This is a genomic window from Arenibacter certesii DSM 19833 (assembly GCF_000429545.1).
Classification (GTDB): Bacteria; Bacteroidota; Bacteroidia; order Flavobacteriales; family Flavobacteriaceae; genus Arenibacter; species Arenibacter certesii.
On the sequence record NZ_AUCB01000009.1, the window covers coordinates 59,597 to 77,228 of the forward strand.

Sequence of the window (17,632 nt, forward strand, 5' to 3'; positions counted from 1 at the left end):
TGTTTAAAAATTAACAATCAATCTTTTAAGTCTTTATTTATTGGTGATTGTTACGTTCCTTAACTAAGGTTTAACACGTCTTTCATAGTGAATACTCCTTTTTTATCTAGGATCCATTCCGCTGCTACTACTGCACCTAGGGCAAAACCTTCGCGATTATGGGCGGTATGTTTAATTTCAATACTATCAACTTCACTGTTATAGTTGACGGTATGGGTGCCAGGGGTATCATTAATCCGTTTGGCAGTAATCGGAATTTCATTAGCGTTCGCAGTATCTAGTTTCCATCCAGAATAATCGGTTTCATTTATTACACCTTCTGCTAAAGTTATTGCCGTACCACTTGGAGCGTCTAATTTTTGGGTATGATGAATCTCTTCCATACTTACCTGATATTGCTTTAGATTCCCCATCATTTTTGCCAAATAGGAGTTTAATTCGAAAAATAGATTTACGCCTAGGCTAAAATTGGAAGCGTATATAAATGCGCCATTATTTTCCTTGCATATCCTAACTGCATTCTCATAATCTTCCAACCATCCTGTGGTTCCGCAGATTAGGGGAATGTTGTTTACCATGCACATTTTTATGTTGTTAAAAGCAGCATTGGGCATACTGAAATCTATGGCTACATCTATTTCCGAAAAATTTATTTCGGTGGTATCCACGTCAATTTTTGCTACAATGTTATGGTTTCTGTTCAGGGCGATCTGTTCGATCATTTTCCCCATCTTACCATATCCGAACAAGGCGATGTTCATTAATTAAAATTTTATGGTTAATGCCATTCCGTAGACCGGATTAGCGGTTAGGGCGTCTGTATCCAAGAATGGTTTAAATTGCATACTCAGATCATCATCCACATTAAATTGTTTTAAATGCGCGTCTACATTGGCATCCACTATATTAAGGACGTACATGCCAATTGTGACCAATAGCCATAGGTCTCTATCTCGCTGGTATCTATCTTGGGCATTTTCCAATGCCGTATTAGAAAAGTCAGGAGGGGAACCTGGTGGATTTGGTGATCCTAGATCGTAGAACTCATCATCGGTGAAACCGGCTTGCCTGCGTTTAAAGGCAGTCCTAAATCTATCGTAAAGATCATCATTATATTTATAGGCATAAACCCCGGTCCCTATCACTGCGTAGACAATAGGTGCCTTCCAGTAGCGTTTGTTATAGATTTGGCCTAGGCCCGGGAAAACGGCGGAATAAAATGCCGCTTTACTGGGGGCCAAGGGGTTGATTCCTTTTTTTTTGATCTTTAGCGTGTCTATCACTGTAATACCCTGTTCTTTAAGGGCAACTTGTACAGAATCGGGCTCTTGTATAACCTCCTTTTCTTGGGCAAACCCAATAGAGATGACCAGAAAAAATACTATTAGTGATAGAGAAAATTTACTCACCCGTAATCAATTTTTTTAATCGATTAAATTCTTCTTGGGAATGAAAAGGAATTGTAATCTTTCCTTTCCCTTTTTCAGTTGCCTTAATATCTACCTTTACATCTAAATAATCTGTAAATCGAGTTACGCTCTTTGTTATGAATTCCGGACTGATTTTAGATTTCTTTTGTTCTTTTGTTTCAGTAGACGGTTCTTGGCCTGAGCCAGATTTCTTTTCTTGATATTCTTTTACGGCCTTCTCTGTGTTTCTTACGGAAAGGTTTTCACCTACAATTTTTTCATATAGGGCTATTTGGTCATCCTTTTCTTCTATGTTTACTAATGCCCTTCCGTGACCCATACTAACAAAACCATCTCTTATCCCGGTTTGAATAATAGGATCTAGGCGCAATAAGCGCAGATAATTGGTAATGGTAGATCGCTTTTTTCCAACTCTTTCGCTCATCTTTTCTTGCGTCAATTGAATTTCATCAATCAACCTCTGATAAGAAAGTGCAATTTCTATGGGATCTAGATCCTGACGCTGAATATTTTCAACCAATGCCATTTCCAAAGATTCTTGGTCATTGGCAATACGAATATAGGCAGGGATAGTTTCCAGGCCTACTAGTTTAGACGCCCTAAATCGTCGTTCCCCAGAAACCAATTGATATTGGTTAAAGTCCAATTTCCTTACGGTTATAGGTTGTATAACGCCTAATTCCCTAATTGAGGAGGCAAGCTCTTGCAATGCTTCGTCATTAAAATTAGAACGGGGTTGAAATGGGTTTACTTCTATGGAACTCAGATCCAATTCAACTATATTACCTACTACCTTATCGGCATTCTTGTCGGAAGCCGATTGAATGTCATTTTCGGGATCTTTTAATAAGGCCGATAATCCGCGGCCCAACGCTTGTTTTTTTGTCGCTTTCGCCATTATACAGTTTCCTTGTTTTTCACTACTACTTCATTGGCCAAATTTAAATAATTGGCTGCTCCTGTACTACTTGCATCATATTTAATAATACTTTCGCCATAACTTGGTGCCTCACTTAATCTCACGTTCCTTTGAATGATGGTGTCAAAAACCATTTCGGAAAAGTGCTTTTTCACTTCTTCAACAACTTGGTTGGATAAGCGCAATCTGGAATCGTACATGGTGAGTACCATACCTTCTATATCCAAATCTGGATTATGAATTTTTTGAACACTTTTTATAGTATTCAGTAATTTCCCCAATCCTTCCAGTGCAAAGTATTCGCATTGGATAGGGATCATAACGGAATCTGCCGCAGTAAGGGCGTTTAACGTTAAGAGACCCAATGAAGGAGCACAATCTATTAAAATATAATCATATTCGTCTTTTAGGGATCGGATCGCATTCTTCATCATATACTCTCTATCGTCCTTGTCCACCAGTTCAATCTCAATGGCTACCAAGTCGATATGGGAGGGTATAAGATCTAGGTTAGGGGAAGAAGTAGATATTATAGTTTCCCTGGCAGATTTGGTATGCTCCAATAATTGATAAGTTCCCATTTCTACTGTTTCCACATCCACTCCTAATCCGGAGGTTGCGTTTGCCTGGGGGTCGGCATCAATTAATAAGACCTTTTTTTCCAAAACACCCAAAGCAGCTGCTAGGTTCACCGAAGTGGTGGTTTTACCTACGCCGCCTTTTTGATTTGCAATAGCAATTATTTTGCCCATTATCATAGTAAGTTAGTGGGTAAAAATACGATTATTTACGTTGTTATAAAATGTATTTTGTTAACAGCCGATAAATTAAGCCATGGAGACTGATCTGCTTCCCTGAAAAAAGGCAGGGGGCAGCGTTGTTAAGGCTGTTTTGACGATACTTAGTCCAATAGGATATCTAATATTTGAATTGCAGTATCGCTTATTTTTTTACCTGGACCAAAAACGGCTACTGCTCCAGCTTCATATAAAAAATTATAGTCTTGTTTGGGGACTACGCCGCCTACAATTACCATAATATCTTGGCGCCCGTATTTTTTTAATGCCTCCAATACTTGGGGCACAAGGGTTTTGTGACCTCCTGCCAAAGAGGATATCCCTAAAATATGGACATCGTTTTCTACCGCCTGTTTCGCAGCCTCAGCGGGGGTTTGGAACAAGGGGCCAATATCTACATCAAACCCAAGGTCGGCATAGCCTGTAGACACCACTTTTGCACCACGATCATGACCATCCTGACCCATTTTTGCGATCATTATCCTTGGTCTACGTCCTTCTTGTTCGGCAAACTTGTTGGCCATTTCTCGAGCTTTTTCAAAGCTATTATCGTCTTTTATCTCTTTTGAATACACTCCTGTAAATGTTTTTATTACTGCCCTATGTCTGCCAAAGGCATTTTCCAATGCGGTGCTGATTTCTCCCAAAGTAGCTCTTGCCTTAGCCGCCTTTACCGATAAAGCTAGTAAATTATTTTCACCTTCGGTTGTATCGTAACTATTTTTGGAGGAGGCATATTTCATCTTTATTTCTGCTGCAGCCGTAAGCTGGTTTAAGGCGTACTGTACATCACTGGCATTTCTATTCGACTTTAGCTGTTGTAATCTTTCAAGCTGTTGTCTACGTACTTCTGCATTATCTACTTCCAATATCTGAAAGCTATCTACTTCTTCCTCTGCTTGATAGTTATTGACTCCCACAATAATATCCTGGCCACTGTCTATACGGGCTTGTTTTTTTGCTGCCGCTTCCTCTATTCTAAGTTTTGGTATTCCTGCCTCTATTGCTTTGGTCATGCCACCCAAATCTTCTACTTCTTGGATTAACTCCCAAGCTTTTTGAGCTATTTCGTGGGTCAGGGATTCCACATAGTAACTGCCGCCCCAAGGATCAACGGTTTTTGTTATTCCCGTTTCTTCCTGTAGAAATAGTTGGGTGTTACGTGCTATACGTGCAGAGAAATCGGTAGGAAGGGCTATGGCCTCATCCAAGGCGTTGGTGTGCAAACTTTGGGTTCCTCCAAATACTGCCGCCGAGGCTTCAATTGTAGTCCTGGCAACATTATTAAAAGGATCTTGTTCAGTAAGGCTCCATCCACTAGTCTGGCTATGGGTGCGCAGTGCCAAGGACTTATTTTTTTTAGGATTAAACTGTTTTACGAGTTTAGCCCATAACATACGGCCAGCCCTCATTTTAGCGATTTCCATAAAATGGTTCATGCCTATCCCCCAGAAGAAAGAGAGTCGCGGTGCAAAATGATCTATATCTAGCCCTGCCTTTAATCCCGTCCTAATATATTCTAATCCATCTGCCAAAGTATAAGCTAATTCCAAATCGGCGGTAGCCCCAGCTTCGTGCATATGGTAACCAGAGATGCTAATACTGTTAAACTTGGGCATATGTTTGCTGGTATATTCAAAAATATCGGCTACAATCTGCATGGATGGTGTAGGTGGGTAGATATAGGTATTCCTAACCATAAATTCTTTTAGGATATCATTTTGGATAGTACCGGTCAATTGATCCATGGGTACGCCTTGTTCCTCAGCTGCTATAATATAAAATGCCATTATTGGTAGAACGGCGCCGTTCATGGTCATCGAAACAGACATTTTGTTCAAAGGGATATCCTTAAAGAGTATTTTCATATCCTCTACCGAGTCTATCGCTACACCGGCTTTGCCTACATCCCCTACAACTCGTTCATGATCGCTATCATATCCTCTATGGGTTGGGAGGTCAAATGCTACGGATAGACCCTTTTGTCCTGCTTTTAAATTCCGCTGATAGAAAGCGTTGCTCTCCTCAGCTGTTGAAAACCCCGCGTATTGTCTGATGGTCCATGGACGCTTAACATACATGGTGCTGTATGGCCCTCTTAAATAGGGCGGAATTCCTGCGGCAAAATTTAAATGTGCTAAGCGCTCTGTATCATATTGGGAATAGGATGATTTTAACGGGATACCCTCGGCAGTCATAAATTGATCCCCATTAAATTTGTGATGGTGGGAACCTTCACTTTTGCCAAGTTTTATATGTTGGAGATTTTTTCTAGCCATTGTCATCAAATTATTTTAAAATATACCATAGATTATCAGTCTGGAAATTCTCCGTAATCATGCTATGGGGTATTAATTCTTCTATTAAGTTAACCAAACTTATAATATTAAGACTTAAGTTTATTCCTGTTCCAAGCGCTTTTGTTCTAACGCTTCCGATAGCCTTTTTTCTATGATGGGTTCTATTAAAGTTTTTCTGGTTTTGGTTTTAACAAAAGGATACAGTTCCAGATTATCTTTCATTTGTTGTTCGGCGGCAATATATTTATTAGTTCCAACCAAGATAACCTCCTTTTTATTAAACCGTTCCTGTTCTTTGTTTGCACTTTCCTTTATTTTTTTCTGAATGAGCTGTTGTTTCAGTTGCGCTAAGAATCCGCCTCCAGTTTCTATCTGTTTAAATAGTTCCAAGGCCATCGAAGCCAATTGATGGGTTAAGGTCTCTATGTAATAACTACCATCTGGAGCATTGCCAACCTTGTTGAAATGGGCTTCTTCTTTTAGGAGTAGTAGTTGGTTTCTGGACATCCTAGATCCAAATGTATTGTCTTTTTTGTATATGGCATCATAGGGTAAGTTGCAGACCGTATTTGCACCTCCAAGGATGGCCGACATGCATTCCGTAGTAGTGCGCAGCATATTGTTGTTATAGTCGTACAAGGTCTTGTTTCTTTTGGTAGGCACGGCAATGATATGGCAATTAGGCCCAGCTCCAAATTCCTTTGCTAAAGTGGCGAACAACATTCTAAGGGCTCTGATTTTGGCGATCTCAAAAAAATAATTCCCACCAATAGCTACCTTAAAAGTAAAAAAGGTTGTTTTTAAAAGCGCTTTATTTTTATCTTCTAAATGGTTGAGGTACTCATTGGCATGTGCCATTGCATAGGCAAGTTGTTGTACTCTGTTGGCACCTGCATTTTCATAAAGGGTAAGGTCAACGCTTAAGGTATTGTCATGGTTTAAGGCAAGGATGCTATCCATCTGCTGGTGATCTTGCTTCATATTAGAAAACCAATTCCCGCTTCGAGCTAAATTTCCAATAATATCGATGTTCAGAAAAATATGGTGAGCGTTATTTTCAGCGAATTTTAAAAGCGATTTACAATACGACTCCGATAAAAACTGCAAGTCAAAATATAGGGTGTGTTTATTTAAATCGATGTGTTGTAGTAACTCCTTTGGATCTATTTTAGGTGATGGAACGGTAAAATGAAGATCTTCTGCTCCTTTTTTTATGGCATCTAAGGCATTTTTATTGGCCATAACCGCATTTCCCCCATAAATGGCCTGTCCAATTCCCCAAGAATTATTTAATTGAAACTTGGGCAAATCTAAGGAGGCCATGTCCTCCATATGGTAGAAAGGCTTTGTTTTTATCCCTTCTGGGGATTCCCAAATTAACTGTTCATTATAGTCCTCGCCCTTAAGGTCTACCTGTATTAGTTGTTTCCATTCTTTAACGGAAATCTCCCGAAAATCAAGGAACAGCTTGGAATTACTCATTTTTCTTAGATTTTATACTGTCTTCGTATTCTATTAAATAAATCTCTTCGTTTTTCTTTTTCAGATAATACTGTTCCCTAGCAAATTTCTCCAACTCCTCAGGATCTGAAAGCTTTTCTATAATTTTCTTATCCCTAGAAATCTCCTCCTGTAGAAATTCGCGTTGTTTTTCCAGGTTTCTTATTTCCTTTTTAAGTTCCCAATGTATAAGTAGGGAGTTGGTGTCAAAAAAAACCATCCAAATCAAAAAGGCAGTAAGTACCAATACATACATATTGGTCACTATAGCGAACCATTTTTTCTTTCTTATCTCTTTTATTCCCATAAATAGCTATGCTAGCTTTTGATTAATGATAGACCTAACAATATCTACGGCAACGGTATTGTATTTGTTGTTGGGGATTATTATATCTGCATACTCCTTGGTAGGTTCAATAAATTGATTGTGCATAGGCTTTAAAGTTTTCTGGTATCTCTCTAGCACTTCATCAAGATCTCTTCCCCGCTCATTAATATCCCGCTTTAACCTTCTGATTAATCGCTCGTCAGAATCGGCATGCACAAAAATCTTAATGTCGAACATTTCCCTGATTTGTGGATTTGTCATAATTAAGATTCCCTCAACGATCATCACCTTTCTGGGATGGGTAAGGATGGTATCTTTGGTTCGGTTATGATTTACAAAAGAATACACCGGTTGATGAATTGGATTGCCATGTTTTAGTTCATTCAAATGATTTCCCAGCAGTTCAAAATCGATCGCCCGTGGGTGGTCAAAATTTATCTGCGACCGCTCCTCATAGGAAAGATAAGAAAGGTCGTTATAATAAGAGTCTTGGGAAATTACACCAACCTCCTTATTTGGTAACTCATTGATAATCTGGTTTACTACGGTTGTTTTTCCACATCCGGTTCCTCCTGCAATCCCGATAATTAGCATTTCTAAATATTTTGTTCCAAAAATAGCGATTTGGGATGAAAACCCTGTGATTTTAATTCTATCAATAGGCAAAAGAGATGGATCTATACACTTAGTGCCCTTGGATTTTTATGTGAGTAATATAAAGTTAAGCAGATAAAATCCCCATTTATAGAAAGATACTAAAAGATTTAACATTTACAGGTGCGCTTTCGGCCAAAATACCATATAAATAAGGGGAATTAAAATAGTTAGCAATCATAAAAATTAACAAGGAGTAATTCTATAAATGAATAATTTTGTTTAATATGTTGTAACAGCTAAAAACATTATGGGGAATAGATTTTATCTTTTTATAATTACCTTATTATCCGCTACAGGAATATATGCCCAAAAAGACCTCCCAATCAGAATAGGGGAATCTCAGGTGAAACCTTTGACGAGTTTGGCAAGCAATAGTCTGCAGCAAAGTTTGGAACGCGAACTTATGTCCAATCCCAAGTGGAAAGCCTTAATGAAAAATAGAAAAATGGCTGTAGGAATCGTAGATTTAAAAAATCCAGACGAGGCAAAATATGCTAGTATTAATGGCAATTATATGATGTACGCAGCTAGTTTGCCTAAAATTGCAATTTTGCTATCTTCTATGGATGCGTTAGAAAAAGGGGAGCTTAAGGACAACCAAACAATAAGGGAAGATATGCGGCTCATGATCAGTAGATCTAACAACGCGGCCTCAACAAGGATGATCGATCGATTGGGCTATGATAAGATACAATCCGTGATGACCGATCCCAAATATAAGTTTTATGATGAGGAACGTGGTGGCGGACTCTGGGTAGGTAAGCGCTACGGTGGGGGCGGGGACACCAATAGGGAACCCCTTAAGAATTTATCCCATGCCGCCACGGTAAACCAGGTATGCCGTTATTATTATTTGTTAGCCAATGGTCAATTGGTTAATAGGGAGAGATCTAAACAGATGCTAGATATAATGGGGGATCCTGAATTGCATCATAAATTTGTAAACACGCTAGACGTTATTGCACCCACTGCAAAATTGTATCGTAAATCTGGATCTTGGAAAAATTTTCATTCGGACTCGGTCCTAGTATGGGGAAAGAATCCAAATAGACGTTATATCTTAGTTGCTTTGATAGATGATGAATCTGGGGAGCAAATAATTCGAGATCTTGTGAAGCCAGTAGAAAAAGTACTACGGGCAGGACGCGCTCAAGTGGCCATTAATTGAACCATGGTCCATCATCACACATGTTGGGTAATAGGAGCTCCAGTTACCTTTGTTAGCGCTATATATTGTAAATTGGTTTAGTCCTAATAAGTTATTTGGTATTTAATTTACATAAAGAACCACATTTGAACTACCTATTATCACTGGTTAAAACATATATTCTAAAAGCTTTTGATCTGAAGGAGGAGGAGTTAAAAAAAACGCTTCTTCTGCAGTTGAACATATTCCTTATTATAACGGTTCTACTGATTGTAAAACCAACTATCAACTCCTTATTTCTTTCCGAACTTTCCTCTAGTGCTCTTCCTCTAGGTTATGTGCTAACAGCAATTATGGCTATTGTAGGTTCTTATTTTTATGATAGCGCCATGGAAAAATATGCACTGAACATAATAGTTGATAGGACTATTATAGGTTCAGTAATTTCATTGGTGCTATTTGCTATCGCATTTAGTTTTAACCTTGCTAGCGGGTATATTCTTTATATACCATATGTCTGGGTGGCATTGTTTGGTCTGCTTACCGCCTCTCAGTTTTGGATAATGGCCAACCTAGTCTATAATGTAAGAGAAGCAAAACGCGTCTTTGGATTTATTGGTGCGGGAGCTATAGCTGGTGGAATATTTGGGGGGTATTTAACCTCTTTGTTGACCAAGATACTATACACTGAAAATTTGCTGTTTGTTGCAGCGGCCTTGCTTCTATGCTGTCTTCCCATTACCCGTTACATATGGAGTACAGAGGTAGTGAAATTAAACCCTTTTCAAGTTTCAGGAAGGTCTACACCTAAAGGAGAATCTCCTTTTAGACTAATTAAACAATCTAAATTACTAAGCTTAATTGCCCTGGTAATTGGGATTAGTGTGCTAATCGCCAAGCTTGTAGATTATCAATACAGCGATTATGCCTCTAGGTTTATACAAAATCAGGATGAGCTGACTTCATTTTTTGGATTTTGGTTTTCCACGCTCAGTGTAATTTCCTTATTAATTCAATTATTTCTTACCAAGCGAATTGTGGGGACTTTTGGGGTTGGGAAGTCGTTATTATGGTTGCCCACAGGTATTTTAATTGGGTCGGTTCTATTATTGATTCTTCCCCAGTTGTGGGTGGTGGTATTTATTAAAATTGTGGATGGGAGTTTAAAGCAGTCCGTAAATAAAGCGGCAACGGAGCTTCTTTCCATCCCCATACCCATAGAAATTAAAAAGAAGACCAAAACCTTTACTGATGTAGTGGTAGATAGTATCGCAACGGGACTGGCCGGCTTTATTTTGATATTCTTTATCAATGCGCTAGAAATACCTTCAACTTACATCAGTTTAATTATTATTATCCTAATTTCTTTATGGTTGTATTTTATCTATCATCTCAGAAGGGAGTATATAATAGCGTTTAAAGGGTTGTTGGAACAATCTGGTGTAAAAAAGGAAAAGGTAGATAAGAAAGAAATAAAGGTCACGTCCATTATAGATACCGTTGTCCGGGTGCTAAATAGCGGAACGGAGAATCAGATACTTCACATGCTCCATAAAACTTTAGAGGTGAAGGATGAACGTTTTTTTTATGCCATTAAAAATCTTTTAAGTTATCCTTCTGCCAAGGTGCGGGCTCTTGCTATAGAGAACCTTTATTTTCTTAACACCGAAAATTTATGTGTACCCATTCAAGATCTGATAATGGATAAAGATCAGCAAGTCACCACTTCTGCGTTTAGATACTTACTGAAGAATTACGATCAGGATCAGGTTCAGCTTTTTAATACCTATCTCAATGTGGAGGATAACACCATTGCCAATGCTGCCTTGGTAGGCTTGTCCTTAGAATTGAGGAACAATACGCTTTTACAAGGCCGTTTTAGTTTGGATAACCGAATAGAAAACGCGTTGTCGCAACTTACCTACTTAAGCTCCGAGGAGGAGAAAACGAATAAGATACAGGCTATTCTGGAAGCTATAGGAAATGCCAAGGTAGAACGGTTTTACGATGTTATAAAGGTGCATATAGATTCCGGAAATAGTGCTGTGGCCAACACTGCAATAATAGCGGCATCCAAAACCTTGAACGAACAGTTCGTGAGTTTAATTGTTGCTAAGTTATCGGGGAAGGAAACTAGAAAGTCTAGTGTAGAAGCCTTATATTTCTTTGGAGAGCCTATAATTGACATTCTGTACGAAAAGGTATTGAGGGAGAATGAGGTGGAGATGGAAGATGCTGCAGTAGTAGTATTGGTAATGGAAAAGTTTGCCTCGCAAAAAGCTGTAAATACTTTGATAAAACTAACTGGAGAAACGGAACATACTATAAAAATTGAAGCTATTGAGGTCTTAAAAAGATTGAAATGGAAGTATCCACATTTAAAAATTAACGATCGATTTATTGTGGATAGAATTTTGGACGAATGCAATCTTTATCAGAATACCCTTTCTGTTATTCATTCCCAGATTATCATCAGATATAAAAGAAATTCCGAGATACCGGAATCGCGCGAAGAAAACGAGGCCAGAAACGGTTTGATACATTTATTGGAAATGCGATTGGATAGGCAATTACAACGAATCTTTAAGTTTTTGGGTATCAAATACCCTCCACAGGATGTAGACCCCATACTAAACTCTATACTGCACGGAAAAGAGGAACAACGGATACATGCCATTGAGTTTTTAGATAACATCTTAGATATTCAGCTTAAAAAGGAATTGATTCCTGTAGCCGAATCCACCCTTTTAGAAACGGGTTCAGAAAAAAAACTAAAGAATTTAAATATTAAGGTGCTAAGTGAGTTTGAATGTTATACTGCCCTCTTAAAAAGAAAAGATGTTAAATTGAGATTGGCGGTACTTTACCTAATTGAAAAAATTAACGAACCAAAATACAACTCCCTATTGGAAATGGCTTTGGATGATTCTCATGAAAAGGTTAGGAAAAAGGCTGCTGAAATCCTTCAATCCACTGAAAAGACTACTTTTTAATTATTTTATCAATACTGCTGGCCAGCATCATATGGTCTGTGGCCGAATTTTTTCGCAATACATTGGTCATTAAAACCACCATATAGGTACAGTTATCTGGATGTTCTATAATGGCTACGGAGTTCATAAAATTTGTGATGTTCCCCATATATTTGCCACAAGGTTCACCACTTGTTTTATTACACTGGTACAAACTCCCCGATTTAAAATAAACAGCGGCTTCTTTTAATGAAGGGGATTGTGCATATCTTATCCTGCGATCCGTCATATACATTAATCGCTTCATCTCAAGGCTCGAGGCTTCATCTATTACATTCCCTTGTTCTAATTGGATTAAGAACTTCATTAACCCCAAAGTAGATCCTATACTTCCGCCCTTGTCTCCAACATATTTGTTGGCGCCAGAGGTAAAAAAGCTGCCCAATCGCCATTCATCGGAACTTATGTTTAAATTACGTAGTGGTAGGTTTACAATATCGTTGGATAAATCGGTGAGATCTTTTCTAGGGGTAGTGTTGAAATAAGCATCGGCTTCTTCTTGAGTAAGTTCTGGGTATGCCTGTCCAAAGGCGGCCATTAACAAGGCTTCCCGCCATACTATACTGGCAGCGCCATTATTGCTAACAGAGAGCATATGGTCTGCCCATTCAAATAAGGTAAACACGTCACTGGCAACCACCTGTCTTTTAATGAGTTTATTGGTCTCTACATTAAAAATTGGAACGGTATGTGAATCTGTTAAGCCCCAGACGCCTGACTTAACGGATTTGGAACGTAATAAATCAATTCTTTTTTCGAAGGAGTCAGGATAAATTTTCGATAATTGGTCAAATAGCGCTACCAATACCGCCAATTTACCTACGCTACCCGGTTGATAGCCTGCGGTTTCATTTCGCTTTGCATAGCGAATCTGATTTACATCGGAAATATCCAAAACTGCAAGAGAATAACTTTTATCCAACCCTTTGAAAAGTCCGTTTATTTCTTTCTGAAAATTTTCGTCTATAGTTAAAATGGATTCCAAACTATCCTTCTTTTTTGAGAGAAGATTAAGAGTAATTTCCTCGTACGATTTATAAGCTCCGGCAGGTAGGGGGGAGGCTGATTTTATTTCTCCACTTTTAACTAATTCCAAATACTTTAAACGTTTTATTCCCGTGCGCTCGTATCCATCTATTGGGTAATAATTTACCACAGTAAATGCAGAACAGCATAGTAATAAAAGGGTGTAGATGAAATATTTCCGCATCTTATATTTTTTGGGAGAGATTGATTTTTTTGTTCAGATCTATATTTGGGGTTATAGCTTCTAAATAATCGGAGCTTTGTGCTTTTTTATTTTCCACAAAAGGTCTAATCTGAAACAACCATAACTTATTGTTTTGGAAACCTAGCTCTACATCATAAGCACCTTTATAATCAGTGCTTGTTTCTTTGGGCATCGTTTCCCTAATAGCATTTGCAAGATCTCTAATATCCTGAACGTTTTGATCGTTTAATATGAAATTTTCAAAGGTAGCTATCTTTTTTTCTGTTCCTCCTACTGTGGGGAGCCTATTGTAATAAGTTTCCCTGGCAGGTGCAAGCAACTGTTTGCCTCCAGCATCAAATAGCTCGTAGGTTTCTGCAGATTGCCCGTCTACCGCGCCCCCAGCACCTCTACTAAAGGCTATCGTTAAATCTTCCGGTCTTCCGGAGCTGATTCCCTTGGTAATTAAAACTCCTGAATAATCTACATCTACACTGGGGATAACCAATATAGATGGGAAAACATTTTCTGGATTCAACAGGAATTTTTGTCTCCATTTAAAACTGCGCTCCGTATAGGGAGAGGCCCATACATCTTTAATTCCTGCAATTATCTTTTCTTTTGTCACCACATTAAATATGGTTAAATTAAGACCTGCTCCAGTAAAGTCCTTTAGATCCTCCATATTGGTGTCACTTCTAAGGAATACTGGAATCTCCCCTAAATTTTCCCCGAGTATATTGGCAAACCCTTTTTCTAGTTGATCAAGAAACTCCGCTTGTAAGGGAATATTTTTTATAGCTTCTCTTAGCATCTCCAATCTTTGTAATTGATAGTTCTCAACTTCGCTTTGGTTAATTCCTTGGGTCCGCATGGTTTCCGCCTCTTTAAAAATGGTGTTTAAAAACTCCCAATAGGTAACTTTGCTATCTGGCATAGATTGATCCATATGGGATCTGAAAATTCCAAAGGGAATTACTAGGCCTTCTACCACTTTGTTAGGGAACATCTTTTTTAATTGACCTAGGTTAGCCGCTTTAGGGCCGCAGAGTTTTCCAGAATCACTGGCATCCACTTCTTTAAGGTCTAAAATTTTGTTTTCCTGTAATCGGATATTATCAATGGGGACGCGCACCCTATCTTCCCTGCGTTCTTTTTTGGCAAAGAGATTTCGCTCCTCTGGAGTCATATCATTTTCCAGCTTCATAATCACATTACCTTTATTGGAAACTGCAAAAAATACCACCTCTCCATTATATTGTAGAAGGTTTCTAAGGTTGTCATCGGCTAGTGCTGCGTTAGGAATTCCTAAATTCCTAGCCAAAAGTTGTACGTGGGAAACCATATTTCCTTCGGATACGGTGGCAATTCCGGCCACAGGTTTTAAATCTGCGGGCGGTCGCTGAAATACATATATTTTATCTGAAACTACTTCAATTTCATCTGGGGACCCACTTACAACGACTAGTTCACCCAATGCATAACCCGAATTTAAACCGCGAAAGCCGCTTTGGTTATCAATACCCATCACTTTATTGGTGAGTGCCGATTCCTTGGCAATTATATCCCCTAATTCACTAACGGACTGCCCCAGGTGTAAGGCTATAGAACCCCTAATTTTATCGTCTATATACCCATATGCTTTGGGCTCAAAACCTGTGTATATATCTACAATATTTTGATAATTGGCCTTTACCATAGAAGAACTCCATTCTACTTCCCTACGTGCATGTTCCCATGTTTTGGTAAGTTCCCCTAATGAATTCCCCTTGGAAGCCAAGTTTAATTGTTGCCATTCTTGGAGTTCTATATATCCTGCCCCAACGTTGGCCATTCCTAAATAGCATACCTTGTCTAAGAGTTCGTTTACGTCTTTGGGCCGCCATTCGGGCGTTTTTTTAAAAATTATTTCTTCTAGTTTTAACGAGGCGTCCATTAATTGTAATCTAGCGGCAGCAGATTCTTCTTCTAATATTGCCTTTCTAATGGAAAGCAGTAATTCTGCCGTTGCCGGAATTAAAAATGCGTTATTTTTTTCCTCTGAATAAAGGTCCGCATACATGATTATATCCTTACCAATCTGTTTTTCCAAAACAAGGTTTGTTCTTTTTGGCAAAGCAGCAATATCTACAGACTTGTAGAAGGTAGTCATGGTACGGGTTAAAGCATCAATTTTTGAATTGACCTCCGAACTTAATTTTCCGCTATGGTTGTTTTTATAATGGGTTACCCTATTAATATCTTCCGCATCGGGCTGACTATGAATTTTTATTCGCAAATCCATAAAGCTAGGTGCCATGTCGGAAATCACCTTAGATTCGCTTCTAATTTTTTGCGCTAAATTATCATCTCCTTCGTGCGGTATATCTTTTAAGGATTGTCTGATAAGAAAAAAATGTTTTTTTAAATTATCGGTATCGGAGAGCAGCCATTTATAAAAATCAATGCCCCATGCCTCTTCGTCTTCAGACTGTATAGCTCCTCTATAATATTGCCCTTTTTGTAACACCCATCCGTCGTCAACAGACCTTAAATATTTATCTAGCTGATATTGTTTTAGGCGCGAATGGTTGCTTTCCTTATCCCAGAACTCTTCCTTATCGGTATAAGCAAGAATTTGACCAAAAAACAAATGGTTGTTCTTACCAAGATCGGTGATCGAGTTTTTGTAGGTAGCATGTTGTACTCCAGGGCCAATTTTATCCGGACATGGGTCTTTCGGCAGACGTATACTGCCATCTGTGCAGAACCACCGGATTTCTTTATAAGGACCCCTAATATCCTTTTTGTAAGAATTGATGAGCTCCTTAATTTCTTGGTTATTCAGTTTTTGTCCCCAAGTAAAATGAGAAATATGTAATAATAGTAGGCAAACAAGCAGTTTTTTTATCATAAATGGTATGTCACAATAGAGAAAAGATTGATTAAAGGTAATTCCAATTTTTGTAATCCCTTTTTTTAACCCTATAAATTCGGTCAGACTTTTTTTTTATCGTTGATAGACTTAAAATCGGATATATGATTTCTTGCGAAACTACTTTAACGTATCGGTTGTTTTACTTTAGTTAATATAAAAAGTAGAATGACATATAAGTGGGTTATTTGTTTTTTAAGTAACAAAAATTTAATTGTCAATTGATTTTTAAATATAACTCTTATTAGCCCAGTATTAATTGGATAAAATTTAGTTAACTTGGAAGGGAATTAAAGGATATAATATACTTCCGTATTTTTAAATAAATATTTAGGGCCGTGTTAAGAGGTTAAGTATTACATGGGGAAAGTCTTTTTTTAAATACCCCTAAGCGGAACTGATAGCCGGTACATTTAGAGTAGACAGGTTTTAATTTTGTAGAATTGCATTATATGAATAGAAGAAAATTTATTGGCAAAACTGGAGTGTTAGGGGTAGCGGCAATGTTGCCCCTATCTTCTTTTTCCCTGATCACCGCGCCAAAATTTAAGATGGGATATCAATTATTTTCCATTAGGGATGAAATGGCCAAAGATCCTAAAAGCACTTTGGGGTATTTAAAAGGATTAGGTTATGTGGATTTTGAAATTTATGGATTTGATGCTGAAAATGGGAGCTATTACGGTTATTCATCGTCGGATTTTAAACATTTGTTAGACGACTTAGGCCTAACTGTCAGTAGTGGTCATTATAATTTCTCTCCATACCTGGATAAATCCGAAGATGAACTAAAACGTTTCGTAGATCAGTGTATTGTTGGAGCACAAACATTAAAAAGCGATTACATCACCTTGCCTTGGTTGTCACCTGAACAAAGGACCATTGATCACTATAAATTAATATCCAAGAAGATGAATACCATCGGAGAACAAATAAAAGATGCAGGTCTAGGGTTTGCCTATCATAACCACGGCTATGAATTTGAAGATCAGAATGGGGGCAACGGATTTGATATAATTATAAATGAGACCGACCCTGCACTTGTAAAATTGCAGCTAGATATGTACTGGGTAATACGTTCTTCTAACCACAGTCCGAAGGAATTAATCCGTAAGCAGCCGAAGCGATATACCATGTGGCATATAAAAGATATGCATAAGATTAGTAGGGATTATACCGAACTGGGAAATGGATCCATTAACTACCAAGAAATACTTCCAGACCCCAAGGAATCTGGTTTAGAACATTATTATATAGAACAAGGTGGCAATTTCACCGATAATTCCATCAAAAGTGCTGCGACCAGTGCCCAGTATTTTAAGAAAAACCTGCAGCGATATTTATAATTCCACTGACCTTTGGTGAAAAATAGAATTGAAGATCTGAGAATAGGTCTAT

General features: G+C 38.2%; 13 protein-coding genes. 3 read left to right on the forward strand and 10 right to left on the reverse strand.

Annotation, left to right across the window (positions count from 1 at the left end):
• Positions 1-59: 59 nt before the first annotated feature.
• From dapB to udk, 8 genes are all read right to left on the reverse strand, one after another.
• A complete protein-coding gene (dapB, locus tag G466_RS0105490; protein WP_026812755.1) occupies positions 60-761 on the reverse strand; it encodes a 4-hydroxy-tetrahydrodipicolinate reductase in 702 nt (233 codons plus the stop codon).
• Between the two features lie 3 nt (positions 762-764).
• Positions 765-1,409, reverse strand: coding sequence for a DUF5683 domain-containing protein (locus G466_RS0105495; protein WP_026812756.1), 645 nt, complete (start codon positions 1,407-1,409; stop codon positions 765-767).
• Positions 1,402-2,328, reverse strand: a complete 927-nt coding sequence (locus tag G466_RS0105500) for a ParB/RepB/Spo0J family partition protein (RefSeq protein WP_026812757.1) — start codon at positions 2,326-2,328, stop codon at positions 1,402-1,404. The genes G466_RS0105495 and G466_RS0105500 overlap by 8 nt, the downstream gene beginning before the upstream one ends.
• Positions 2,328-3,101: a ParA family protein gene (locus tag G466_RS0105505; protein ID WP_026812758.1), complete on the reverse strand. Its 774-nt coding sequence runs from the start codon at positions 3,099-3,101 to the stop codon at positions 2,328-2,330. Before G466_RS0105505 ends, G466_RS0105500 begins: the two co-directional genes overlap by 1 nt.
• Positions 3,102-3,250: 149 nt before the next feature.
• Positions 3,251-5,425 carry a methylmalonyl-CoA mutase gene (gene scpA / locus G466_RS0105510; protein ID WP_026812759.1) on the reverse strand — a complete coding sequence of 725 codons (2,175 nt, stop codon included), beginning with the start codon at positions 5,423-5,425 and terminating at the stop codon, positions 3,251-3,253.
• 120 nt (positions 5,426-5,545) lie between these two features.
• The gene (locus G466_RS0105515; RefSeq protein WP_026812760.1) at positions 5,546-6,928 is read right to left on the reverse strand and encodes a methylmalonyl-CoA mutase subunit beta; all 1,383 of its coding nucleotides are present in this window, start codon (positions 6,926-6,928) and stop codon (positions 5,546-5,548) included.
• Positions 6,921-7,253, reverse strand: coding sequence for an FtsB family cell division protein (locus G466_RS0105520; protein ID WP_026812761.1), 333 nt, complete (start codon positions 7,251-7,253; stop codon positions 6,921-6,923). Before G466_RS0105520 ends, G466_RS0105515 begins: the two co-directional genes overlap by 8 nt.
• A gap of 6 nt (positions 7,254-7,259) precedes the next feature.
• A complete protein-coding gene (udk, locus tag G466_RS0105525; protein WP_026812762.1) occupies positions 7,260-7,868 on the reverse strand; it encodes a uridine kinase in 609 nt (202 codons plus the stop codon).
• 310 nt (positions 7,869-8,178) lie between these two features.
• On the opposite strand from udk, the gene G466_RS0105530 reads away from it, so the two are divergent.
• Both G466_RS0105530 and G466_RS0105535 read left to right on the forward strand, forming a co-directional pair.
• The gene (locus G466_RS0105530; protein ID WP_026812763.1) at positions 8,179-9,099 is read left to right on the forward strand and encodes a serine hydrolase; all 921 of its coding nucleotides are present in this window, start codon (positions 8,179-8,181) and stop codon (positions 9,097-9,099) included.
• Between the two features lie 125 nt (positions 9,100-9,224).
• Positions 9,225-12,071, forward strand: a complete 2,847-nt coding sequence (locus G466_RS0105535) for an Npt1/Npt2 family nucleotide transporter (protein ID WP_026812764.1) — start codon at positions 9,225-9,227, stop codon at positions 12,069-12,071.
• Here G466_RS0105535 and G466_RS0105540 read toward each other — a convergent pair.
• Both G466_RS0105540 and G466_RS0105545 read right to left on the reverse strand, forming a co-directional pair.
• Positions 12,061-13,320: a serine hydrolase gene (locus G466_RS0105540; protein ID WP_026812765.1), complete on the reverse strand. Its 1,260-nt coding sequence runs from the start codon at positions 13,318-13,320 to the stop codon at positions 12,061-12,063. The genes G466_RS0105535 and G466_RS0105540 overlap by 11 nt on opposite strands.
• A gap of 1 nt (position 13,321) precedes the next feature.
• Positions 13,322-16,213: a PEP/pyruvate-binding domain-containing protein gene (locus G466_RS0105545; RefSeq protein ID WP_026812766.1), complete on the reverse strand. Its 2,892-nt coding sequence runs from the start codon at positions 16,211-16,213 to the stop codon at positions 13,322-13,324.
• A gap of 473 nt (positions 16,214-16,686) precedes the next feature.
• Between G466_RS0105545 and G466_RS0105550 the strand changes: the two genes are divergently transcribed.
• Entirely contained in the window at positions 16,687-17,580 is an 894-nt protein-coding gene (locus tag G466_RS0105550) for a sugar phosphate isomerase/epimerase family protein (protein ID WP_026812767.1), read from the forward strand.
• The last annotated feature ends 52 nt before the right edge of the window (positions 17,581-17,632 follow it).